Below are 22252 nucleotides of genomic sequence, written 5' to 3' on the forward strand. Positions count from 1 at the left end.
TGGTTCATATTGATGGTGTATTGGGCTTTCGATAGGTTTTTTCCGCATCGAACAGCGGCTTGCTGCCGTCGCTGGCAAGCGTCCCTTTGCCATCGCTCAGCCCCACCGTCCGATAAAAGCATGAACGTCGGCCGGTGTGACAAGTTGCTTCGTGACCCTGCACTTTGACGCGCAACCATATCGCGTCCTGGTCACAATCCGTGAGCATCTCGACGACCTGCTGGACATTGCCAGAGGTCTCGCCCTTCTTCCACAGCGCATTGCGCGAACGCGACCAGTAGTGCGCGACGCCGGTCTCGAGGGTTAGCGCCAGCGCCTCGGCATTCATATGCGCGACCATCAGCAGCATGCCGTCTTCGGCATCGGTGACGACGACGGTGACGAGGCCCCCGGAATCGAAGCGCGGTGAAAGGACCCTGCCTTCCTCAAGCGCCTTTTTGTCTGTTGGAGCTTTCGGGAATTCCAATGCCGACATTCGCCGGTCCTTATCTAGCGAAGCCGGCAGGCCGATCAGATCCTGCCGCCGCGCACCATGGTAACGAAGCGGACCTGCTCTTCGGGTGTGTCCTTGAAGACGCCGGTGAAGGTTGAGGTCAGCGTGGTGGAGCCCTGCTTGCGGATGCCGCGCATGGCCATGCACATATGCTCGGCCTCAAGCATGACCGCGACGCCGCGCGGATTGAGCACGTCCTGGATGACGCCGGCAATCTGCGCGGTCATCGCTTCCTGGGTCTGCAGGCGATGGGCGAAGATGTCGACGACGCGGGCGATCTTGGACAGGCCGACAACCTTGCCGTCAGGCAGATAGCCGACATGCGCCTTGCCGATGATCGGCACCATGTGATGCTCGCAATGCGAGTGGAAGGATATGTCCTTGACGAGGACGAGGTCATCATAGCCGGCGACTTCCTCGAAGGTGCGGCCAAGTTCCTCGGCCGGGCACATATCATAACCGTTGAACATTTCGCGGAACGCCTTGGTGACGCGCTTCGGCGTGTCGATCAGGCCCTCGCGGTCAGGATTGTCGCCAGTCCAGCGCAACAAGGTGCGCACCGCGGCTTCGACTTCGGCCTCGCTCGGCCGGTCGGTGACCGGCTTTTCCATATAGGCGGACCGCGGCATGAGTTTCTTGATAACGGCGTCCATAAAGGCGTCTCCCGTAGTTCCTCTCTCAGGAGGAACGAGTTGAACGGACCACGACCTTTCGGGTGTTAGAAACTCGCCCGGTTTCCAGCCCGTAAGTGGCGTGAACAGAATTGGGCATGACGAGGTTTGTGGTCGCCTTGTCGATACCCGACTACCGCCATTATATATGTTCGTGCCGAGCGAAAGGAAGACGCCAGAGCGGCAATGACTGTTCGCTGGGCGGCGACGGATTGGAAAAATATGATCGACGATGTCTACAATGCGAAAATTCTGGGTTTTGCCGGAAACATCGCACGGATCGGCCGGCTCGACCGGCCCGACGCAACCGCACGAGCACATTCCAAGCTGTGCGGCTCGACGGTGACCGTCGATCTGAAGATGGATGACGGCGTCGTCAGCGATTTCGCGCATGACGTGAAGGCCTGTGCGCTTGGCCAGGCGTCGTCTTCGATCATGGCGCAGCATGTCGTCGGCGCCAGCGCCGAAGAATTGCGCAGCGTGCGCGAGACGATGCTGAAGATGCTGAAGGAAAATGGCCCGCCGCCCGAAGGCCGCTTCGCCGACCTGAAATACCTGGAACCGGTGCGCGACTACAAGGCGCGCCACGCCTCGACCATGCTGACCTTTGACGCAGTGGTCGATGCCATAGGCCAGATCGAGAAGAAGCAGGCGGAAGAGGCGGCTTAAACCTTGGCGAGAAAACGCCGGCTTTCGGCGAATTCCGCCCGGACCCAGTCGGCAAAAGCCCTGGCCGGCTCTGAAAGGTCATTCAGCCTTCTGGCCACTAGCCAATAGGCGCCCGACGCGACGTCGATGTCGAAAGGCTTGATCAGCGCGCCGGACGCAAGTTCTTCGCCGATCTGCAAAAGATCGCCCAGCGCGACACCATGTCCAAGCAAGGCTGCCTGCTTCGAAAGCGAAGCATCCGCGAGCATCGGGCCGCGCGCAGGCACGGCATCAGCCGTCACGCCCGCCGCTTCGAACCAGCGCGCCCAAGCCTGACGGTTTTCTTCGTGCAGCAATGTATAGCGACCAAGGTCGATCGGCTTTTCCAGAGCTGGGCCGGATGCAAGAAGTGCCGGCGACAGAACTGGGGAATCGACGACCGCGGCAAGCTGTTCGGCTTCGCTGCGTGGCCATGAGGTGGCGTGCGCACTGAAGCGTAGGGCAAGTTCGGGCTGATCGCTGCGAAACTCTATCAACCTCGGGTTGACCTCAAGGGAAACGTCGATATCGGGTCGCAACTCGCGAAAGCGGTTGAGCCGCGGCACCAGCCATACGGATGCAAGCGATGGCTCGACGCTGACACGGACCACGGACTGCGTCGGGGTCGCCGTCAATTCCGAAAGCAGCCTGTCGATGCCCTCGAAACTTCTGACCAACTGGTCGAGCAGCCGCCGGCCGGTGTCGGTCAACTCGACGCGGCGATGATGGCGGAAGAACAAAGGTTGGCGCAGGAAGGCTTCGAGCTCGCGGATCTGGCGGCTGATCGCCGCCTGCGAAACATAAAGCTCCTCGGCCGCACGGCTGAAGCTCAGGTGACGACCGGCTGCTTCGAAGCTTCTGAGAGCCGTCAGGGGGAGGTGTCCGCGCCTCATTCGCATAACTCAGAGTTATCTGACGTGGACGTTATACTCGTTTGAACAGCAAGGCCAGCGGCGCTCTAATCGGCGCTCAAGGAGGGCTGCCATGATCCAGTTTCTCAACATTCTGGGCGATGTCGTGCGGATCGCGACGTTTCAATGGCACGACGAGAAACCGCATAGGGATTGGTGCGAGGAGAGGCCGCCGACCGGCGTCGCCGTATGTCGGAAGCCGACGCCCGACCGCTACCCGGCTCGCCGTACCAGGCCATGACGGGATTGCCAGACGGCATTGCGTTCCTGGCCCGATGCGCACATCTATCGTGCGGGAAAACGTGATGTGGAGACTGCGGTGGTTGGCCAACATCGGCATGCGCACGGCGCCAGGCCGATTCGACAAGGACGCAACTGGCCCGGCCCATGGCGCAAGACGCCAGGCCGCGTCCTCGGCACGGCGCTCGTCCGGTTCTACCAGTTGACGCTGTCCGGCTTCGTCGGCAATTCCTGCCGGCATCTGCCGACCTGTTCCGAATACGCGCATGAGGCGATCGCCCGCCACGGGCTGTGGGCCGGCGGCTGGATGGGGTTTTTCCGGGTGCTGCGCTGCGGACCGTTCGGAACGCACGGCATCGATCGCGTGCCTGAGGCACTGGCTGAGCGCTATGTCTGGTTCGCGCCATGGCGGTACTGGCTGATCGGGAAAAAACGTGGCGACCTGGACAGTTGACCGCAACTGTTCGGTGCACAACCGGACCGCTTTTACGATCTGGTAGGGTTAACCGCAGCTTGCGCTGACATAGCGCATTTGAGACAAAATCGAGACAAGACACCTCACTAAGCCGCTCCTGACACCCTTCAGGAGAGATTACCAAATGCGCCGGATAGATCGTCTTCCTTTCGTTTTCGCCGTGGTTCTCTATGTCCTGGCGTGGCTGTTGGGTTTTCCGATCCGTGCGCAGTCGGCGCCCCTCGGGGACGTCGAATGCACGCTGATCGTCGACGCCGCCAGCGGCGAGACGCTGTATCGCCAAGGGACCTGCGACCAGCGCTTCAGCCCCGCCTCGACATTCAAGGTTCCGCTGGCGCTGATCGGCTATGACGCCGGAATCCTGAGTGACCAGCACATGCCGAGCTGGGAGTACAAAGCGGAGTTCAACGCGCCGAAACGGGACCGCAAAACCGTCGACCCGACGATCTGGGAAAGGGATTCGGTCCTTTGGTTCTCACGCGAGGTTACGCGCCGGCTCGGCAGCAAACAGTTTGCCGGCTATGTGTCCAGATTGGACTATGGCAACACCGACGTCTCCGGCACGTCCGGCAAGAATGACGGCCTCACCCATTCCTGGGTGAATTCTTCGCTCGAGATATCGCCGGTCGAGCAGGTCGATTTTCTGCGTAAACTGCTGGCGCGGAAACTGCCGGTGTCGGACAAGGCCCATGCGATGACCAGTGCGATTGTCCCGGCGGCTGGACGGTGCAGGGCAAGACCGGAACGACCAGGGTTGGCGAGCGCCGACAAGCGCTCGCTTGGCTGGTTTGTCGGCTGGGCGCAGACGGATGCCCGCAAGATCGTCTTTGCCCGCCTGGTAGTCGATACGAAACGTTCCGACACGCCAAAGGGGCTCAAGACGCGGGCGATGTTCCTGAAAGAGCTGCCGAATCTCCTCAGGTGACCTACATCCGGCTTTACGGCGCCGAGAACTGTCCATAAAAGACCGCTCGCCGCCGGACGCATCCGGCTCTTACTGATGCATGTCTTAGCCCCAAAAACCGCTAAGCAGTTTTGGGCGACATGCATTTCACCACCCGCGCTCGTTTGCGGGACTGGATAGGAGAATTTTATGCTGAATTCCGTTTCCCTGACATTTCCCGATGGCTCCGTCCGCGACTACGACGCGGCGATGACCGGCGCCGGCCTGGCGGAATCGATCTCGAAGTCGCTGGCCAAGAAGGCCGTTGCCTATTCGATCGACGGCACAGTGCGCGACCTTTCCGACCCGATCGGCAAATCGGGCAAAGTCGAGATCATCACCCGCGAGGACCCGCGCGCGCTGGAGCTCATCCGCCACGATGCGGCGCATGTGCTGGCCGAAGCCGTGCAGGAACTTTGGCCGGGAACGCAGGTGACCATCGGGCCGGTGATCGAGAACGGATTCTACTACGATTTTGCCCGCAACGAGCCTTTCACGCCCGACGATTTCCCGGTGATCGAGAAGAAAATGCGCGAGATCATTGCGCGCAACAAGCCGTTCACCAAAGAGGTGTGGTCGCGCGATAAGGCGAAAAGGATCTTTGCCGACAAGGGCGAGCGCTACAAGCTCGAGCTGATCGACGCCATCCCCGATGATCAGGATCTCAAGATCTATGCGCAGGGCGACTGGTTCGACCTTTGCCGCGGCCCGCATATGGCCTCGACTGGCCAGATCGGCAGCGCCTTCAAGCTGATGAAGGTCGCCGGCGCCTATTGGCGCGGCGATAGCAACAATCCGATGCTGACCCGCATCTACGGCACGGCCTGGGCCGATCAGGCGCAGCTCGAAGCCTACCAGACGATGCTGGAGGAGGCCGAGAAGCGCGACCACAGGAAGCTCGGCCGTGAGATGGACCTGTTCCACTTCCAGGAGGAAGGCCCCGGGGTCGTGTTCTGGCACGCCAAGGGCTGGAGGATGTTCCAGAACCTGGTCAATTACATGCGTCGCCGCCTCGACGAGCAGGGCTATCAGGAAGTCAACGCGCCGCAGGTGCTCGACAAGAGCCTGTGGGAGACGTCAGGCCACTGGGGCTGGTACCGGGACAACATGTTCAAGGTGACGGTTGCTGGCGACGACACCGACGACGACCGGGTGTTTGCGCTGAAGCCGATGAACTGCCCCGGCCACGTCCAAATCTTCAAGCACGGGCTGAAGTCCTACCGCGATCTCCCGGTAAAACTTGCGGAATTCGGCAATGTGCATCGCTATGAGCCGTCCGGCGCGCTGCACGGGCTGATGCGCGTGCGCGGCTTTACCCAGGACGATGCCCACATCTTCTGCACCGAGGAACAGCTCGCCGACGAGTGCATCAAGATCAACGACCTGATCCTGTCGACCTATGCCGATTTCGGCTTCGACGAAATCACCGTCAAGCTGGCGACCCGCCCCGAAAAACGGGTCGGCACCGACGCGATGTGGGATCATGCCGAGGGCGTGCTGCAGGACGTGCTCGACAAGATCGCGGCGCGGTCGGGCAACCGGATCAAGACGGGCGTCAATCCGGGCGAGGGCACGTTCTACGGGCCGAAGTTCGAATATGTGCTGAAGGACGCCATCGGCCGCGACTGGCAATGCGGCACCACGCAGGTTGATTTCAACCTGCCGGAACGGTTCGGCGCCTTCTACATCGGCTCGGATTCGGAAAAGAAGCAGCCGGTGATGGTGCATCGCGCCATCTGCGGCTCGATGGAGCGTTTTCTCGGCATCCTGATCGAGAATTATTCCGGCCATTTCCCGCTCTGGTTCGCACCGCTGCAGGTGGTGGTGGCGACGATCACTTCCGATGCCGACGATTACGCGCGAAAGGTCGTTGCGCAGCTGAAGACGGCCGGGCTGATCGCCGAAGCCGACCTGCGCAACGAGAAGATCAACTACAAGGTCCGCGAGCATTCGCTTGCCAAGGTCCCGGTCATCCTTGTTTGTGGCAAGCGCGAGGCCGAGGAAGAAACGGTCAATGTCCGCCGTCTCGGGTCGCGCGACCAGGAATCGCTCGGCCTCGCAGCCGCCGTAAAGCTGCTTGCCGACGAGGCGGTGACACCCGACCGCAAGCGCCGCGCGGCGTGAGCCAGCCAATCAGCAACGAATGGCGGTGGAGCGATCCACCGCCATTTTTCATATGCCTGTCACGCCAATTATGTAGCGAGCCCCATGCTCAAGCTGAAGATGCGCGAAAGACCATTTCCAGAGCTCTCCTATGCCAGTCCGCATCAGCCGGCGCTGACGCGCTGGTTCATCCAATCGGTCGAAGGCCTATCGGAACGCGATCGTTTCGCGGCACTCTATGATTTCTGGCGCCGGCACGTGGTGCCGAGCGGCGAGCGCGTGTTCAGCCACATGCTGGAGCTGATCGACGTCCGGGTGAGGACCGCCGGTCAATGGCCGCCGGCAAACCTGCCGGATATACCGCTGGTGATCGTTGCCAACCATCCGTTCGGCATCGGCGACGGTATTGCCGTGCTGTCGCTGGCGGAGCAACTCGGCCGGCCGTTCCGCGTCATGATCCACAAGGATCTGCTCAAGATCCGCGAGATGGAGGCCTATTCGCTGCCGATCGACTTTTCCGAGACCAAGGACGCGCTGAAGAACAACATGGCAGTGCGTCATGAGGCAGTGAAGCTGCTCAAGCAGGGCGTCACCATCGTTGTCTTCCCGGCCGGCGGCGTGGCTACCGCGCCGAAGGGATTTGGCCGGGCGCGCGATTTGCCGTGGAAGATGTTTCCGGCCCGTCTCGTTCAGGATGCCAAGGCATCGGTCATCCCGATGCATTTTTCCGGGCAGAACGGGCGGCTGTTCCATCTGGTCAGCGGGCCGATGAACATGGCCGAGCGCGACGGGCGTGTCGCGAAATTCGTCGGCAAGGCCTCGCTGACGCTGCGCACATCGTTGCTCATCCGCGAATTTGCGCGGCTATCCGGCAAATCGATCGACGTGCGCGTGGGCGATGCGCTGGGGTGGGACCAACTGGAGCCGCTGCGCGACCGCAAGGCCTTGCTCGACCGCCTTCAGCGTGGCGTCTTCGACCTAGCGCCGGTCGAGGCGCGTGGCCGCGTGCCGTTGCTGGCGCGACGCATGCGCAAAGCAGCCTAGAGGGGCGCGGCTTAGTCGGCGCCTTCCTCGGAATCGATAGCGGAAGCCTCGGTGGCCAGAACTTCGATGTCCTGATTGTGCCCGGCCACCACCGTAAAATCCTTCTGGTAGATGCGGTCGCGATTTTTGGCGATGATGGTGTAGTCGCCCTCGGCCAGCACCATCGAGGCAAAGGCGCCGACGGTTTCCTTGATCGGATCGCCGGATTCGTTCAGTAGCGACCAGGAGGTGTCGGCGATCGCCTCGCCGCCCGGTTCGCGCACCAGCTTCATGGTCATCTCGGCGGCACGGTGCTCGACCGTCGCTTCGGTGAGCTTGCCGGCCTCGACGCGGATGTCGGAGCGGATGACCGCGTTCACCGCACCATAGGTCGACACGACATGATAGGTGCCGGCATTGAGCCGCACGACGCTGTTCGGCTCGACATCGGGTATGATCAGGGCGCGATCGCCATCGGCCGCGGCGTGGCTCTCATAGATCGAGAAGCGCAGCTTCTTCGGCGGTATGCGTACCCCGCCGGACAGCACGGCATCAAGCTTGAGGCCACCTGCATCGAGCACGAGGCTCTCGCGCTTGGCTTCCTTGCCGACGGTGATGCGCTTGGTGGCGCCGGCCCGTCCGTAGGAGGCGTGGACCAGATACGAACCCGGCTCGAGCTGGAATACGGCCGTGCCGCCATGAGCCGAGGCGACCATCGGCAGCTTGCCGTCGCTGGCCGATTCGGGCTTGAAAACGCGCCAGACGATGCCGCGCGTAATGTCGGCGCCCTTGTCGGTCAATTGCGCCGACAGCGTGATCGCCCCGCTGCTCCCCAACGCCAGCGATGTCTCGCTTTTCGGAGGCGCATAGCCCGAAATTCCGGGAAGTTTCAGATCGCCGAGGCCGTCCACTTCCTGGGCGACGGCAAGCGAAACCGGCACCATCAACAGCGCGACAGCGAGCCATACCAGGAAAAGACGCAATGTCCCCTCAAACATGCCTTGCGTTGAAGCCCAAGGCGGTGGCAATTTCAAGGCTTAAGAGTCCGGTCGGCTTTTGCTGCAGGGCTGTTTGTCCGGCGCGCCGCGCCAATGCCCAAGCCGCCCGATGTCCCGATGGTGCGCTTCAGCTCAAATTCCAGGAGACTTGCGCCCATGGCGTCGCCGATCATCGATTTTCTGCTGACCCGAAATTCCACGCCGATCCCGGATTTGAAAGAGCCGGCGCCGAGCGATGCTGAGATCGCGACGATGATCGCCGCCGCCTCGCGGGTGCCGGACCACGGCCGGCTGGAGCCGTGGCGTTTTATCCTCTATCGCGGCGAGGCTCGCGTCGAGATCGGCAAGAAGCTGGCGGCACTTGCCGAGCAGCGTGAAGGACCGCTGCCGGAAGGCCGCCGCAACCAGGAATTGGCGCGCTTTTCGCGCGCGCCGCTGGTCATCGGCGTGATCTCGATCCCCAGGGAAAATCCAAAGATCCCGCAATGGGAGATGTTCCTGTCCGGCGGCATGGCGGCGATGAACCTGATGCTTGCCGCCAATGCGCTGGGCTACGGCACCAACATGATCAGCAACTGGTATTCCGACGTGCCGGAGGGCAGGGCGATCCTCGGCTTGGCGCCGCATGAGCGGGTCGTCGGTTTCGTCCATATCGGCTCCTATCAGGGGCCGGCGCCGGAACGGCCGCGGCCAGATCCGGCAAAGCTCTATGCCGACTATTCGGGGCCGTGGGTGGGATAATTTCGGAGCGGAACAGACCCCTAAGGATCAAGCCCCGATGCCTTGGCTCGCGCCAGGAGCCGCTCTGCGAGCTTGAGATGCGGCCGGTCGTACATCTTGCCATCCATGCCGACGACGCCGGGATTTCCTGCCGCCTTGAACGCCTCGACGATCGCAAGGGCGCTTTTCACCGCTTGCGCCGAGGGCGTGAAGGCGGCGTTGATGACCGGCACCTGCGCCGGATGGATCGCCAGCTTGCCGGTGAAACCGTCGCGCTCGGCCTCGGCGCATTCGCCCTCGAAACCGGCCATGTTGCGAAAATCCGGAAAGACGGTGTCGATTGCGGCGACTTCCGCGGCACTTGCGGCGAGGATGGTCATGGTGCGGGCGAAGCGGAATACATCCGTGTAGCGGCCGTTCTCGTCGCGCGTCGCGCGCGCGCCGATTGCCGCCGACAAATCTTCCGCCCCCCAGGTGACGCCGACAAGCCGCGCGCTTGCACGGGCGTAGGTCGCTGCGGCCAAGACGCCTGCGGCCGTTTCTGTGATGATCGGCAGGATCTTTATAGCTCCATCCGGCAGGCCGCTTTCAGCTTCGTGCACCCTGAGCTTGGCCGAGAGATGCTGAACATCCAGTCCGCTGTTCGACTTAGGCAGCATGATGCCGTCTGGTTTTGCTGGCACGAGCGCCGCCAGATCGTCGTCGGTCAGTCCGGTCGAAAGGTCATTGACGCGCAGATAGATCACGGAGTTGGTTCGGTGCCTGTGCTCGGCGATGAAATGCGCCGCTGTGTCGCGCGCCAGACCCTTGTTCTGCGCGGCAATCGAATCCTCGAGATCGACGATGACCACGTCGGCGCCCACGCCAAAGGCCTTTTCCAGCTTCTTTTCCGAATCGCCGGGAACGAAGAGCAGGGAACGCATCGGCTATGCCTTTTTCATCATCATCGCTTGCCTCGTGCATTTGGCAACCAGGACGTCGTTCTGGTTATAGGCGCGATGCTCGAACTCGACGACGCCGCGGTCCGGCTTCGACCTGGATTCGCGCACCGAGACGACAGTGGTCTCGACGCGAATGGTGTCGCCATGGAAGACGGGGTGCGGAAACACCGTCTCCTTCATGCCGAGATTAGCGATGGTGGTGCCGACGGTGATGTCGTTGACCGAGATGCCGATCATCAGGCCAAGCGTGAACAGCGAATTGACCAGGGGCTTGCCCCATTCGCTCTTGGCGGCGAAGTCGAAATCGATGTGCAGCGGCTGCGGGTTCAGCGTCATCACCGAAAACAGCATGTTGTCGCTTTCGGTCACGGTCTTGCGCAGCGTGTGCTTGAACTCATGGCCGACAACGAACTCCTCCAGATAAAGTCCGGCCATTGTCGATCTCCTCCGCTGCTTAAGGGTTGATAGGCGTTGCAAACCGGGCTCGCAAGCCAGTTAACGAACATGGTGAACCGTTCGTAAACCATTTGTGCCTACGGTCTCCACAGGGGCCAGAAGCGTTCTGGCAAAGGGCGTAAGCAGGCGACATGGTCGTTTCGCATTTCCTGAAATGGATTCACACGGCGAAGGTGTCGGAGCGCGTTGCGGCGGCAAGCGCACTTGCCCGCGCCTATGTCGACTCGGACCTGCCTTTCGAGGACCGCTGCGCTGCGGAGGCGGCGCTGACGTTGCTGCTCGATGACGCATCGTCGAAGGTGCGACTGGCGATCGCCGACGCGCTTTCCATGAGCCATCATGCGCCGCCGCAGATCGTCAGCGCGCTGGCCTCGGACCAGCCGGAAGTCGCAGCCTTGGTGCTGGCGCGGTCGCCGCTGCTTACCGATGCCGACCTGATCGATCGGGTTGCCGGCGGCCAGAAAGCGACGCAGAAGGTGATCGCCGACCGGCCGCGCGTCTCAATGTCGGTTGCGGCGGCGATCGCCGAGATCGGCGAGCCGGAGGCCTGCGCCACGCTGCTCGCCAACAGCGGCGCCGACATCGCATCGATCAGCTTTCGGCGCATGGCCGAGCGGCACGGCCACCTGCCTCTGGTGCGCGAGGCGCTGATTGCCGACGTGCGCCTGCCCGCCGATTGCCGCCATTTGCTGCTGGTCAAAGTGGGCGAGACGCTCAAGGGCTCAGCGCTGGTGCTGGCGCTGATGGGCGCCGCCAGGGCCGAGCGCGTCACGCGCGATGCTTGCGTCAAGGCTTCGGTGACGCTGATCGAAGGCACGCGAGCAGAGGAACATACCGCACTTGTCGAACATCTGCGCCTGCGCGGCGACCTGACCGCAAGCTTCATCATCCGCACCATCGCGCACGGCAAGGTCGACTTCTTTGGCTCGGCGCTGGTCGCGCTCAGCCAGCAGTCCGAGCAACGGGTGAGGGCACTGCTGGCCGGCGGGCATGACATAGCGTTGCAGGCACTGTTCCGCAGCGCCGGGCTTGCCGCCGCCACCCACGCCATCATCCTGCGCGCGCTGAAGGTCTGGCGCGAGGTCGCCAATGGCAAACGCCTCGCCGGCGTCCAGGAAGTCAGCTGGCTGATGCTGAAGGAATTGGGAGGGCAGTCCGCCGAAGGCGATCTCGCCGGGCTGGTCAAATCGATCCACCTCGACGCGCTGCGCGAAAACGCACGCGGGCACGCGCTGGCGATCGCCGCTGCCTAAAGCAATTCCAGGAAAAGTGTGAAACGGTTTTCCATCCGGAATTGCGTCAAAACAAAAAGATAGAGCGGTTCGGCGTTTCCGTGAAACGCTGAACCGTTCCAGACCTCATCTTGCGCGAAAAATCCGGAAAGTCTTGCGAACAGTGACAGCCGCCGTCCGCGGCTCGCCACCTCGCCTGGCAGAAGACGCTCAGATATCCAGCACTTCCGTCTCGGCGAATTCCGCGCGTTCCTGGATGAAGCGGAAGCGGGCCTCGGGCTTGGTGCCCATCAGTGCGTCGACAGCATCCTTGGTCGCCGCCTCGGCGTCGATCACATCGACCCGCAGCAGCGTGCGCTTTCTCGGGTCCATGGTGGTTTCCTTGAGCTGGGCAGCCATCATTTCGCCCAGCCCTTTGAAGCGGCCGATTTCGACCTTGCCGCGCCCGGTGAATTCGGTGCGCAGGAGTTCGTCCTTGTGCGCGTCGTTGCGGGCATAGGCGACCTTGCCGCCTTGCCGGATCGAATAAAGCGGCGGCACCGCCAGATAGAGATGGCCGCCGCGGATCAGGCTTGGCATCTCCTGGTAGAAAAAGGTGATCAGCAGCGAGGCGATATGGGCGCCGTCGACGTCGGCATCGGTCATGATGATGACCCGGTCGTAACGCAGGTCCTCGTCGCGATATCTCGAGCGCGTGCCGCAGCCCAGGGCCTGGATGAGGTCGGATATCTGCTGGTTGCCGGCAAGTTTGTCGCTGCCGGCGCTGGCGACATTGAGGATCTTGCCGCGCAGCGGCAGCACCGCCTGGCTGGCGCGGTCGCGCGCCTGCTTCGCCGAGCCACCGGCCGAATCGCCCTCGACGATGAAAAGTTCGGCACCGGCGGCGGCATTCTGCGTGCAGTCGGCGAGCTTGCCGGGCAGGCGCAGCTTGCGCACAGCACTCTTGCGCGACACTTCCTTTTCCTGGCGGCGGCGCACCCGCTCGTCGGCACGCGCGATCACCCATTCGAGCAGTTTCGAAGCTTCCTGCGGATTGTCGGCCAGCCAGTGGTCGAACGGGTCGCGGATGGCGCTTTCGACGATGCGGATCGCCTCGATCGTCGCCAGCCTGTCCTTGGTCTGGCCGACGAATTCCGGTTCGCGGATGAACACCGACAGCATGCCCGCCGCCGAGATCATCACATCCTCGGAAGTGACGATCGAGGCGCGCTTGTTGCCGACCAAATCGGCATAGGCACGCAAGCCGCGCGTCAGAACGTTGCGGAACCCGGCCTCATGCGTGCCGCCCTCCGCGGTCGGGATGGTGTTGCAATAGGAATTGATAAAACCGTCGCCGCCGAACCAGGTCACCGCCCATTCGAGCGAACCGTGGCCGCCCTGCTTCTCGCTCTTGCCGGCGAACATTTCACGGGTCACCTGGAATTCGTCGCCGAGCGAGGCTTTCAAATAGTCCTTGAGGCCGCCCGGAAAATGGAATTCTGCCTTGGCCGGCGTCGTGTCCTTTTCCTTGATCAGCGAGGGATCGCAGGTCCAGCGGATTTCGACACCGCCGAACAGATACGCCTTTGACCGCGCCATGCGGTAGAGCCGCGCCGGCTCAAAAGCCGCGCCCTTGCCGAAAATCTGCTCGTCTGGATGGAAGCGGATCTTCGTGCCGCGCCGGTTGTGCACCTCGCCGAGCTGCTCCAGGCCGGTCACAGGAATGCCGCGCGAGAACTTTTGCCGATAAAGTTTCCTTCCCAGCGCGACCTCGACCTCGAGATGGTCGGACAGCGCGTTGACGACGGAAACGCCGACACCGTGCAGGCCGCCGGACGTCTCGTAAACCTTGCTGTCGAACTTGCCGCCTGAATGCAGCGTCGTCATGATGAGTTCGAGCGCCGGCTTCTTGAATTTCGGGTGCGGATCGACCGGGATGCCGCGGCCATTGTCGGTAACGGACAGGTACCCATCGGCGGAAAGCTCGACATCGATGAAGGTCGCATGGCCGGCGACCGCCTCGTCCATCGAATTGTCGATGACCTCGGCAAACAGATGGTGCATCGCCTTGTCGTCGGTGCCGCCAATGTACATGCCCGGGCGGCGGCGCACCGGCTCCAGGCCCTCCAGCACCTCGATGTCGGCGGCACTGTAGCTCTCGCTGGCGTCACGGGCCGCCGGCCGCTTCGCCGCCTGCACCAGCGGGTCGGCTGGGCGCGCGGCGGCGCGAGCCGGTTGCGGCTGCTTGCCCAAATTGGCAAAAAGATCGTTGTTGTCGTCCATGCTGGTTCTGGATTCCGATGCTGCGAATCACCACCCGATACTGCCACGCTTTTCGCGGGCAGGCGACGGAGGTTCCTGTTACGTTCGAGGATAGAGCCTCTTACTGCAAAACCATTCGACAACCAAGCGGCGGAAATGGGGTCGAAGCCTGGAGCATCGACGTTTTGTAAACCCTGTCCGAAGGTTACGCCGGAAGATTGGCTGAAAAAACGGTATTTGCGGACTGTCGCTGATCTAGAATGCAGCGGAACCCTCATGAGGCTGTCGCTTAAGCATGTTGGATTACAGTTCGCTCCTGCTCGCGGCGGCGCTGTCGGGCACGTGCCTTAGCATCACCATGTTTGCGATCTGGTTCACCGCGCCACAGGCACGCTTTGTGCTGACGGTGGCGTGCGGCATTCTCGTGCTCGTCGCACATGTAGTGTTGTTCTGGCATTACACCAGGGATCCAAGCGCCTGGCTTTGCCAGATCGTGCTTGTGCTTCTCAGCCTCGGCTTCCTGATTATCTGCCTGTCGGCCATGCAATATCTCAGCATAGGCGACTACAGGCGAGCCATCTTGCCGACCTTGGTTGCGATGGCTGTTTGCGCGGGCGCGACGTATCTCGGGTTTGATGGTGTCGGCTTTATTGTCACCTACGCGACGGTAACGGCGCTGCTCTCGCTCATCGGGGCGATGTTCTGGATTGAGGGTGGTCACGATCGCCGGATATTGCTGGTCGTCTCGTTCCTGAGCGGCGTCTGTGCGCTGTCGTTCGGACTTTGCGGCGCGGTCCTGCTGGTCAAGGGCCAATGGGTGCTCGGTGTAGCACCGGACAATTGGGCCGAGCGGGTGAATTCCGTCGTGGCCGTCGCCTGCATGACCGGGCTCGGCGCATTGACGCTCTCCCTGCACCATTTGCAGGCGCAGATCGAACTTAAGGCCGAGACGATGACCGATCCATTGACCGGGCTGATGAATCGGCGGGCGTTGACGGCACTCTACGGCGAGCGGGTCTTCGGTCCGTTCATGTCCGTCGCCATGTTCGATCTCGACCATTTCAAGAGGACGAACGACGTATTCGGTCACCCGGTCGGCGATCAGGTCCTGCGCCGCTTCGCAGGGGTCATCAGGAAATACGCCAGAACCGGCGTCGACGCCTTCCGACTGGGCGGCGAGGAATTCGTCCTCGTCATGTCGCGGATGACGGAAGAGAAGGCCTATGATGTTGCGAGCAAGATCAGCGTCGCCTTCGGCACGGAAGTCGTGGCCACCCAGCTTGGTCCGTTGCGAAGCACAGTCAGTGGCGGCATCGGCTTTGGCGGAACAAGCGGCACCGGTCTCGACGATGTGCTGGCCGAAGCCGACGCAGCACTCTATGCGGCAAAGCGCGCCGGGCGAAATCGCGTCGTCGCCCGGGACCGGGCGAGCAAGTCCGACGGGCCGGCCTTGCGTTCTGCCTGATTGAAGCTTCTATCTTCTTGTTAGACCATGATCTTGTCCGAAAACCGGATTCCACTTTTCGGGATCATGGTCTATTCCGCCGCACCCAGATATTCCGACAGCGGCGGGCAGGAGCAGACCAGGTTGCGGTCGCCGGCGACGTTGTTGATGCGTGACACCGGCGGCCAGTATTTTGCCGCCGTATCGGCATCCCCGGCGGGGTAGGCCGCCTCCAGACGCGAATAGGGATGGGTCCACTGGCCGGCCAATGCCTCGGCGGCGGTGTGTGGCGCATTGACCAGAGGATTGTCGGCCAAGGGCCATTCGCCCTTCGCCACCTTGGCTGCCTCGCCGGCTATGGCGATCATGGCCTCGCAGAAACGATCCAGCTCGCGCTTGGGCTCGGATTCGGTCGGCTCGACCATCAGTGTGCCGGCCACCGGGAACGACATGGTCGGCGCGTGAAAGCCATAGTCGATCAGCCGCTTGGCGATATCGTCGACGCTGATGCCGGCGCTGTCCTTGAGCACGCGGGTGTCGAGGATGCATTCATGCGCAACGCGTCCGTTGCGCCCCTTGTAAAGCAGGGGGAAATGCTCGCCAAGCCGCGTCGCCACATAGTTGGCGGAGATGATCGCCGTCTCGGTCGCCTGCTTCAGGCCGGAAGCGCCCATCATGCGGATATACATCCAGGTGATCGGCAGGATCGAGGCACTGCCGAACGGTGCCGCCGCCACGGCATGGGCCGAGCCTTCGGTGACGTGGCCGGGCAGATATGGCTCCAGATGCGCCTTGACGCCGATCGGGCCGACGCCGGGGCCGCCGCCGCCATGAGGGATGCAGAAAGTCTTGTGCAGGTTCATGTGGCAGACGTCGGCGCCGATATCGCCGGGACGGGCGAGGCCGACCAGCGCGTTGAGATTGGCGCCGTCGAAATAGACCTGGCCGCCATGGCTGTGGACAAGGGCGCAGAGGTCGCGCGCGCCTTCCTCGAAGACGCCGTGCGTCGAAGGATAGGTGAACATCAGCGCCGCGAGGTCTTGCGCATGCTCGGCCGCCTTGGCCTGCAGGTCGTCCATGTCGATATTGCCGTCTTCGGTGCAGCGCACGACGACGACGCTCATGCCGGCCATGGCCGCGCTTGCCGGGTTGGTGCCATGCGCCGAGGACGGGATCAGGCAGACGGTGCGATGGCCTTCGCCGCGCGACAGATGATAGCCGCGAATGGCGAGCAGCCCGGCATATTCGCCCTGGCTGCCGGCATTGGGCTGCAGGGTCACCGCGTCGAAGCCGGTGATCTCCGCCAGCCAGCCTTCCAGCTCGTCGATCATGGCGCGATAGCCTATCGAATGGTTTGCCGGCGCGAAGGGATGCAGGTTGGCGACATCAGGCCAACTCACCGGCATCATTTCGGCGGCGGCGTTGAGCTTCATGGTGCAGGAGCCGAGTGGGATCATGGCGCGGTCAAGCGCCAGGTCCTTGTCGGCCAGCCGGCGCAGGAAGCGCATCATGTCGGTTTCCGAGTGGTTTTCGCGGAAGACGGGCTGAGTGAGGAACTCCTTGCCGCGCGGTTTTCCTGGCATGGAACTGCCGGCGGCAACGCCGGCCTTGGCACCGAAAAGTACTGCGATTGCCTCCAGATCGGCTTCGGTGGAGGTCTCGTCGAAGCTGATGCCGACATGGTCGGCGTCGATGACGCGCAGCAGCCGGCCGGTCTTTTCTGCGGCGGCGGCAATCGCGCCGGCTCTGCCCTTCACTTCCACGGTCACCGTGTCGAAGCGGCTTTCGCCGAGCACCGAAACGCCTGCTGCCTGGAGGCAGGCAGCCAGGCGGTTGGCCAGTGTGTGGACGCGGCCGGCAATCGCTTGCAGCCCGGCAGGGCCATGCCAGATCGCATAGGCCGTCGCCATGTTGGCGAGCAGCGCCTGTGCGGTGCAGATATTGGAGGTCGCCTTGTCGCGGCGGATATGCTGTTCGCGTGTCTGCAAAGCCAGGCGATATCCGGGACGGCCCTTGCTGTCCGTCGACTGGCCAACGAGCCGGCCGGGCATCAGCCGCGTCAACCTGTCGGACACGGCGCAATAGGCGGCGTGCGGCCCGCCAAAGCCCATCGGCACGCCAAAACGCTGCATCGGGCCAACGGCGATGTCGGCGCCAAGCCTGGCCGGCGCCTCGGTCAGCGTCAGGCCAAGCGGGTCGGCAATGAAGACGACCAACGCGCCGGCCGCGCGGGCCTTGTCGATCGCTGCCTTGTGGTCGCCATAGACGCCGAATGTATCGGGCCAGGAGACCAGCAGAGCGGCGGTATTGTCGTCGATCACCTCGCCGTCCACCTCGATGCCGAGCGGCTCGGCGCGGGTGCGCACGACGTCCAGCGTCTGGGGGTGCGGCGTGCCGGCCAGTGCCACCTTGGTGCGCTTGTCGCGATGATGGCGCAGCGCAATGCCGACAGCTTCGGCCACCGCCGTCGCTTCGTCGAGCAGCGAGGCCGATGCCACCGGCAGGCCAGTCAGTTCTGTCACCAGCGTCTGGAAGTTGAACAGCATTTCCAGCCGGCCCTGGCTGATCTCGGCTTGGTACGGCGTGTAAGCCGTATACCAGGCCGGGTTCTCGAACAGGTTGCGCTGGATCACCGGCGGCACATGGACGCCATGATAGCCGGCACCGATGAAGCTCTTCAGCACCGTGTTCTTTGCCATCGTCGCCGCGAGCTCGGTCAGCGCTTCCGCTTCGCTTGCGGGGGCGGGCAGGGCCAGCGGCCGGTCGAGCCGGATCGACTTCGGCACTGCCTGGCTGATCAGGGTCTCGACCGAAGGAACGCCGATCGTCGCCAGCATGGCTCTGACATCATGGAGGCCCGGGCCGATATGGCGAGCCGAGAAGGGGTAGGGTGCTGCGGTCATCTTCCTGGTCCTGCTATCAACCAATATGGGCTTTGTAAGCGGCTTCATCGAGGAGCCCATCGAGCTGGTTTTCATTGGCCAGCTTCATCTTCCACAGCCAGCCGTCGCCGGTTGCCGCCGAATTGACGAGCGAAGGATCCGATGACAGCGAGGTGTTGGCCTCGGTGATCTCGCCGTCGACCGGCGCGTAGACGTCCGATGCCGCCTTGACCGATTCGACCACCACGGCGGTGTCGCCCTTGGCCAGTTTTCTGCCCAATTCCGGCAGCTCGACGAAGACGAGATCGCCGAGCTGCTGCTGTGCGTAGTCGGTGATGCCGACGGTGGCGATGCCGCTCTCGACGCGCAGCCATTCGTGATCTTCGGTGAAATAGGTCTTTGCCATTGAAATCATCCTTTGCGGTAGCGATGGGGCGTGAAGGGCAGAGGGTGGATGTCGACCGGGATTTTCGTCCCGCGGACATCGGCGAACAGTTTTGCGCCGGATTTGGCAAGCGGCGTCTGGACGTAGCCCATGGCGACCGGATGACCGGCCGAGGGGCCGAAGCCGCCGGAGGTGACATGGCCGGCAGGGTCGCCGTCGGCATCGAAAAGGGCAGCACCGGCGCGCACCGGCTGGCGGCCTTCCGGCTTCAGGCCGACGCGTTTTTGCGCCGGGCCGCGCTCCAGGATGGCGCGCAGCGCATCGGCGCCGACGAACGCGCCGGAGGCGCGAACCTCCTTGGGGATGGCCCACATCAGCCCGGCGCTGGCCGGATCGATCTCCGGCGTGATGTCCAGCCCGTGCAGGCACAGTCCGGCTTCGAGCCGCAGGCTGTCGCGGGCGGCAAGGCCGATCCACATCACCCGCTCGTCCTCGAGCAGCCTGGTGACGAGGTTTCGCGCATCCGCTTCCGGCAGGCCGATCTCGAAGCCGTCTTCACCGGTATAGCCAGACCGGCTCATGAACCATTTTTCGCGCGGCTCGATGCCGTGCATGAACACCAGCGAACCGGTCTCGATGCCGGCGCGGGAGAGGGCGGCCCACGCCTCGGGGCCCTGGATGGCCAGGAAGACGCGGTCGAGTGCGTCCACCTTCACGTCGAAATCCCCGGCCAGTGCGCGCAGATGTTTTTCGTCGGCGGCGGCATTGCCGGCATTGGCGACCATCATGAAGCGCTCGGCGCCGAGCCTGGTGACGATCAGATCGTCGAGTATCCCGGCCGCCTCATTGAGGAAGAACGTGTATTTGGACTGGGAAATCTCAAGCGCGCCGGCATCGAACGGGCAGGCGCGGTTCAGAAGCGCTGCTGCACCCGGGCCGCTGATTTCGAACAGCTTCATGTGCGAGATGTCGAACAGGCCGGCATGCTCGCGGCTGTGAAGGTGCTCCTTCATCACGCCGGCCGGGTAGGTCAGCGGCATCGACCAGCCGGCGAAGGCGCCGAAGCGCGCACCGGCTGCCATGTGCAGATCTTCGAGGGGAAGGTGTTTGGTGTCGCCCGTCATGTCATCTCCAGAGTCGCACGCAAGCGGTCGCGAATGGCGACCAGTCCGTGCCCCTCTGTCTGAAGCCTGAGAGACTCGCGCCCCGTAACTCTGTCGGCAGCGCTTACACCTTCGGCGCGGGGGCAAGCCCCGACTTTCCAGAGTGTCTTTCCCGTCTACGGTTCTTTTGCCTGAGAGATTTCGGGCGATTTCCCCTTCGGCGGCAGCTCTCGCTGCTCTCTCCCGCAAACAGGTAGGACTCGGTTAAGAGCCCTCGACTCGTTATCCATAGCCCGTGGACGACACCTTGTCACCTGCCAGCGACATTTTTACTGGCAAGTCTTCTTTGCGGGCCTTCTTTCCAGGCAAGCCTTCGCTAACCACGCCGCTTGCCGGTTTCTCAAGACCTTGCCGATATACCGGATAAGGACCGGCGATTGCGGCGGGCGGGGAAGAAAATGGGCGAATTGATCATGAGCGCGCCGATGGCCGGGCTGACCTCGAAAAATCGGATCACGGCTGAAGACGTGGTCATGCTGCGCGGCGAAGTGTTCGGCGACGGCGTGGTAACGCGCGGCGAGGCCGAGGCGCTGTTTGCACTCGACGCGACGGCGCGGGACAAATGCGCGGAATGGCTCGAGTTTTTCGTCGAGGCCGTGACCGACTTCATCGTCCACCAGGAACAGCCGGCCGGCTATGTTTCGCAGGAGAATGCCGACTGGCTGATCCGAACGATTTCGCGCGACGGCATGGTCGATAGCCGGACAGAACTCGAGTTGCTGGTGCACGTGCTGGAAGCTGCCAAATCATCGCCGAGCACGCTTTCCAGCTATGCGCTGGAGCAGGTCGCTCATGCGGTCGTGGACGGCCAGGGGCCGCTGATGACCGGCGGCGGCAGACTTATCCCCGGGTCGATTGCCAAGGCCGAGGTCGAGCTGTTGCGCCGCATCCTTTACGCCTATGGTGGCGATGGCAACATCGCCATCAGCCGCGCCGAGGCCGAGGTGCTGTTCAAGATCAACGAGCGGACAGCGGCGGCCGACAACGATCCGTCCTGGAACGATCTGTTCGTCAAGGCGATCGCCAATTTCGTCATGTGCTCGGCCGGCTACGAAGCGCCGATCCGCGATGTGGCGCTGCGCCGGGATTCCTTCTTCGAGCAGGCCGATCCGGAGATCGGCGGTTTCTTCAGCCGTATGGTGTCGGGCGGCCTGTCTGGCATTATGGAGGCCTATCGCTCACCGGGCGACGTCGAGGCCGAATGGGAATCGAGGAACAAGGCAGCCGAGGCTCTGGCCCGCCGCGCCGAGACGGTCGATGCCGGCGAGGCCAAATGGCTTGCTGAACACATCGGCGACCGGCCGCTGCAGGACAACGAGCGTGCGCTGCTGACCCTGATCAAGCACGCCTCGCCGGAAATACACCCTGCGCTCAAGCCGCTGATCGACAGGGTCGCTTGAACAAAAGGCAGTAAATCGTTGGTACAATGCGGCGTCAGATGCCGCCGTACCAGTCGTAGCCATTGTCCTCCCAATAGCCGCCTCTGCCGCCGCCGAGATTGGCGAAGCCGTCGACCAGCTCGATCTTGTAGAGGTATTTCGGCATTTTGTAGCCGAGCTGGCGCTCGACGCGAACGCGCAGCGGCGCGCCATTTTCGACCGGCAATGGCTTGCCGTTGAGGCCATAGGCAAGGATCGTCTGCGGATGACGAGCATCGATCAGGTCGATCGAGCCGTAATATTTGATATCGCCGGCAAGGCTGCGGTCGATGGTGTCAAGGCAGTGGAACATGACATAGCGCGCCTGCGGCTTGACCACTGCCTGGTCGAGCACAAGCGACAGCGGCGTGCCGGTCCATTTGGCAATGCAGCTCCAGCCTTCGACGCAGTCGTGGCGGGTGATCTGCGTGCGGCTCGGCATGTTCATCAGCTGCTCGCGGCTCAGCGACAGCGGTTTTTCGACGAGGCCTGAAACCTCCAGCCGCCAGTCGGCGAAATCGCTGGCGAGCAGGCCTTTGTAATAGTCGTCGTCCGGTGCGGTGACACCGTTCGGCCGCTGCGGCTGGCGAATGTCGGCCTCGGTGAATTCCGGCGCCAGCGCATCGCGGCCGGCAAGCAGCCGCTGCGCCCGCCAGGTCAGGCCATTGGCGCTTTCGAGGAAGCTGCGCAGGCCGTCGCCGACGCCAAGCTGGCTGTCGAAGGCGTCGCAGCCCGACAGCATGATGCCGGAAAGGCCGAGGCTGGCCGAGGTCAGGAATTTCCTTCGGCTTATCTGTAGCTTGGGGCTGATCTCAAATTTCGCCAT

Annotated in this window: 22 protein-coding genes and 1 riboswitch; of the genes, 10 read left to right on the forward strand and 12 right to left on the reverse strand. The window is 62.9% G+C overall.

Annotated features, from left to right (window positions below; all coding sequences use genetic code 11):
* Positions 1-4 precede the first annotated feature (4 nt).
* Together hisI and folE are read right to left on the reverse strand one after the other, a co-directional pair.
* On the reverse strand, positions 5-475 hold the full coding sequence (hisI, locus tag NKH13_RS24965) for a phosphoribosyl-AMP cyclohydrolase (protein WP_352915035.1): 471 nt from the start codon (positions 473-475) through the stop codon (positions 5-7).
* A gap of 35 nt (positions 476-510) precedes the next feature.
* The gene (gene folE, locus NKH13_RS24970) at positions 511-1146 is read right to left on the reverse strand and encodes a GTP cyclohydrolase I FolE (protein WP_292660173.1); all 636 of its coding nucleotides are present in this window, start codon (positions 1144-1146) and stop codon (positions 511-513) included.
* A 240-nt stretch (positions 1147-1386) separates the two neighbouring features.
* On the opposite strand from folE, the gene NKH13_RS24975 reads away from it, so the two are divergent.
* Positions 1387-1833 carry an iron-sulfur cluster assembly scaffold protein gene (locus NKH13_RS24975; RefSeq protein ID WP_352915038.1) on the forward strand — a complete coding sequence of 149 codons (447 nt, stop codon included), beginning with the start codon at positions 1387-1389 and terminating at the stop codon, positions 1831-1833.
* Here NKH13_RS24975 and NKH13_RS24980 read toward each other — a convergent pair.
* Entirely contained in the window at positions 1830-2744 is a 915-nt protein-coding gene (locus NKH13_RS24980) for a LysR substrate-binding domain-containing protein (protein ID WP_352915041.1), read from the reverse strand. The genes NKH13_RS24975 and NKH13_RS24980 overlap by 4 nt on opposite strands.
* Positions 2745-2835: 91 nt before the next feature.
* Here NKH13_RS24980 and NKH13_RS24985 point away from each other — a divergent pair, with 91 nt between their 5' ends.
* The 5 genes from NKH13_RS24985 to NKH13_RS25005 all read left to right on the forward strand — a co-directional run bounded on the left by NKH13_RS24985 (position 2836) and on the right by NKH13_RS25005 (position 7567).
* The gene (locus tag NKH13_RS24985; protein WP_352915044.1) at positions 2836-3003 is read left to right on the forward strand and encodes a hypothetical protein; all 168 of its coding nucleotides are present in this window, start codon (positions 2836-2838) and stop codon (positions 3001-3003) included.
* Positions 3004-3081: 78 nt separating this feature from the next.
* Positions 3082-3456, forward strand: a complete 375-nt coding sequence (gene yidD / locus NKH13_RS24990; RefSeq protein ID WP_352915046.1) for a membrane protein insertion efficiency factor YidD — start codon at positions 3082-3084, stop codon at positions 3454-3456.
* Between the two features lie 145 nt (positions 3457-3601).
* Positions 3602-4402 (forward strand): class D beta-lactamase, encoded by an 801-nt coding sequence (gene blaOXA / locus NKH13_RS24995; protein ID WP_352915049.1) that lies wholly within the window; start codon positions 3602-3604, stop codon positions 4400-4402.
* A 168-nt stretch (positions 4403-4570) separates the two neighbouring features.
* Positions 4571-6544 (forward strand): threonine--tRNA ligase, encoded by a 1974-nt coding sequence (thrS, locus tag NKH13_RS25000; protein WP_352915052.1) that lies wholly within the window; start codon positions 4571-4573, stop codon positions 6542-6544.
* A gap of 84 nt (positions 6545-6628) precedes the next feature.
* Positions 6629-7567, forward strand: coding sequence for a lysophospholipid acyltransferase family protein (locus NKH13_RS25005; RefSeq protein WP_352915055.1), 939 nt, complete (start codon positions 6629-6631; stop codon positions 7565-7567).
* Between the two features lie 11 nt (positions 7568-7578).
* On the opposite strand, the gene NKH13_RS25010 is transcribed toward NKH13_RS25005, so the two are convergent.
* Both NKH13_RS25010 and NKH13_RS25015 read right to left on the reverse strand, forming a co-directional pair.
* Positions 7579-8544 (reverse strand): RgsD C-terminal domain-containing protein, encoded by a 966-nt coding sequence (locus tag NKH13_RS25010; protein WP_352719232.1) that lies wholly within the window; start codon positions 8542-8544, stop codon positions 7579-7581.
* A gap of 32 nt (positions 8545-8576) precedes the next feature.
* Complete coding sequence (locus NKH13_RS25015; protein WP_352915058.1) at positions 8577-8717, reverse strand: hypothetical protein; 141 nt, start codon at positions 8715-8717, stop codon at positions 8577-8579.
* Here NKH13_RS25015 and NKH13_RS25020 point away from each other — a divergent pair.
* Positions 8701-9285, forward strand: a complete 585-nt coding sequence (locus tag NKH13_RS25020; RefSeq protein WP_352719233.1) for a nitroreductase family protein — start codon at positions 8701-8703, stop codon at positions 9283-9285. The genes NKH13_RS25015 and NKH13_RS25020 overlap by 17 nt on opposite strands.
* 20 nt (positions 9286-9305) lie before the next feature.
* Here NKH13_RS25020 and NKH13_RS25025 read toward each other — a convergent pair whose 3' ends face one another.
* Positions 9306-10187 (reverse strand): HpcH/HpaI aldolase/citrate lyase family protein, encoded by an 882-nt coding sequence (locus NKH13_RS25025; protein WP_352915061.1) that lies wholly within the window; start codon positions 10185-10187, stop codon positions 9306-9308.
* A 3-nt stretch (positions 10188-10190) separates the two neighbouring features.
* On the reverse strand, positions 10191-10682 hold the full coding sequence (locus tag NKH13_RS25030; protein WP_502908456.1) for a MaoC family dehydratase: 492 nt from the start codon (positions 10680-10682) through the stop codon (positions 10191-10193).
* 110 nt (positions 10683-10792) lie between these two features.
* On the opposite strand from NKH13_RS25030, the gene NKH13_RS25035 reads away from it, so the two are divergent.
* A complete protein-coding gene (locus tag NKH13_RS25035) occupies positions 10793-11914 on the forward strand; it encodes a DUF2336 domain-containing protein (RefSeq protein ID WP_352719236.1) in 1122 nt (373 codons plus the stop codon).
* 189 nt (positions 11915-12103) lie between these two features.
* On the opposite strand, the gene parE is transcribed toward NKH13_RS25035, so the two are convergent.
* Entirely contained in the window at positions 12104-14155 is a 2052-nt protein-coding gene (gene parE, locus NKH13_RS25040) for a DNA topoisomerase IV subunit B (RefSeq protein ID WP_352719237.1), read from the reverse strand.
* A gap of 274 nt (positions 14156-14429) precedes the next feature.
* On the opposite strand from parE, the gene NKH13_RS25045 reads away from it, so the two are divergent.
* Positions 14430-15599, forward strand: coding sequence for a GGDEF domain-containing protein (locus tag NKH13_RS25045; RefSeq protein WP_352719238.1), 1170 nt, complete (start codon positions 14430-14432; stop codon positions 15597-15599).
* Positions 15600-15670: 71 nt separating this feature from the next.
* On the opposite strand, the gene gcvP is transcribed toward NKH13_RS25045, so the two are convergent.
* From gcvP to gcvT, 3 genes are read right to left on the reverse strand one after another with little or no spacing between them, the layout of a single operon-like run.
* A complete protein-coding gene (gene gcvP, locus NKH13_RS25050; protein ID WP_352915065.1) occupies positions 15671-18481 on the reverse strand; it encodes an aminomethyl-transferring glycine dehydrogenase in 2811 nt (936 codons plus the stop codon).
* Between the two features lie 16 nt (positions 18482-18497).
* Positions 18498-18866 carry a glycine cleavage system protein GcvH gene (gcvH, locus tag NKH13_RS25055; RefSeq protein ID WP_352719240.1) on the reverse strand — a complete coding sequence of 123 codons (369 nt, stop codon included), beginning with the start codon at positions 18864-18866 and terminating at the stop codon, positions 18498-18500.
* A gap of 5 nt (positions 18867-18871) precedes the next feature.
* Positions 18872-19969, reverse strand: coding sequence for a glycine cleavage system aminomethyltransferase GcvT (gene gcvT, locus NKH13_RS25060; RefSeq protein ID WP_352719241.1), 1098 nt, complete (start codon positions 19967-19969; stop codon positions 18872-18874).
* Between the two features lie 148 nt (positions 19970-20117).
* A riboswitch (glycine riboswitch) is annotated at positions 20118-20204 on the reverse strand.
* 202 nt (positions 20205-20406) lie between these two features.
* On the opposite strand from gcvT, the gene NKH13_RS25065 reads away from it, so the two are divergent.
* Positions 20407-21408, forward strand: coding sequence for a hypothetical protein (locus NKH13_RS25065; RefSeq protein ID WP_352719242.1), 1002 nt, complete (start codon positions 20407-20409; stop codon positions 21406-21408).
* A gap of 34 nt (positions 21409-21442) precedes the next feature.
* Here NKH13_RS25065 and NKH13_RS25070 read toward each other — a convergent pair whose 3' ends face one another.
* Positions 21443-22252 (reverse strand): molybdopterin-binding protein, encoded by an 810-nt coding sequence (locus NKH13_RS25070; protein WP_352719243.1) that lies wholly within the window; start codon positions 22250-22252, stop codon positions 21443-21445.

The organism is Mesorhizobium sp. M1348, from assembly GCF_040317925.1.
Lineage (GTDB): Bacteria > Pseudomonadota > Alphaproteobacteria > Rhizobiales > Rhizobiaceae > Mesorhizobium.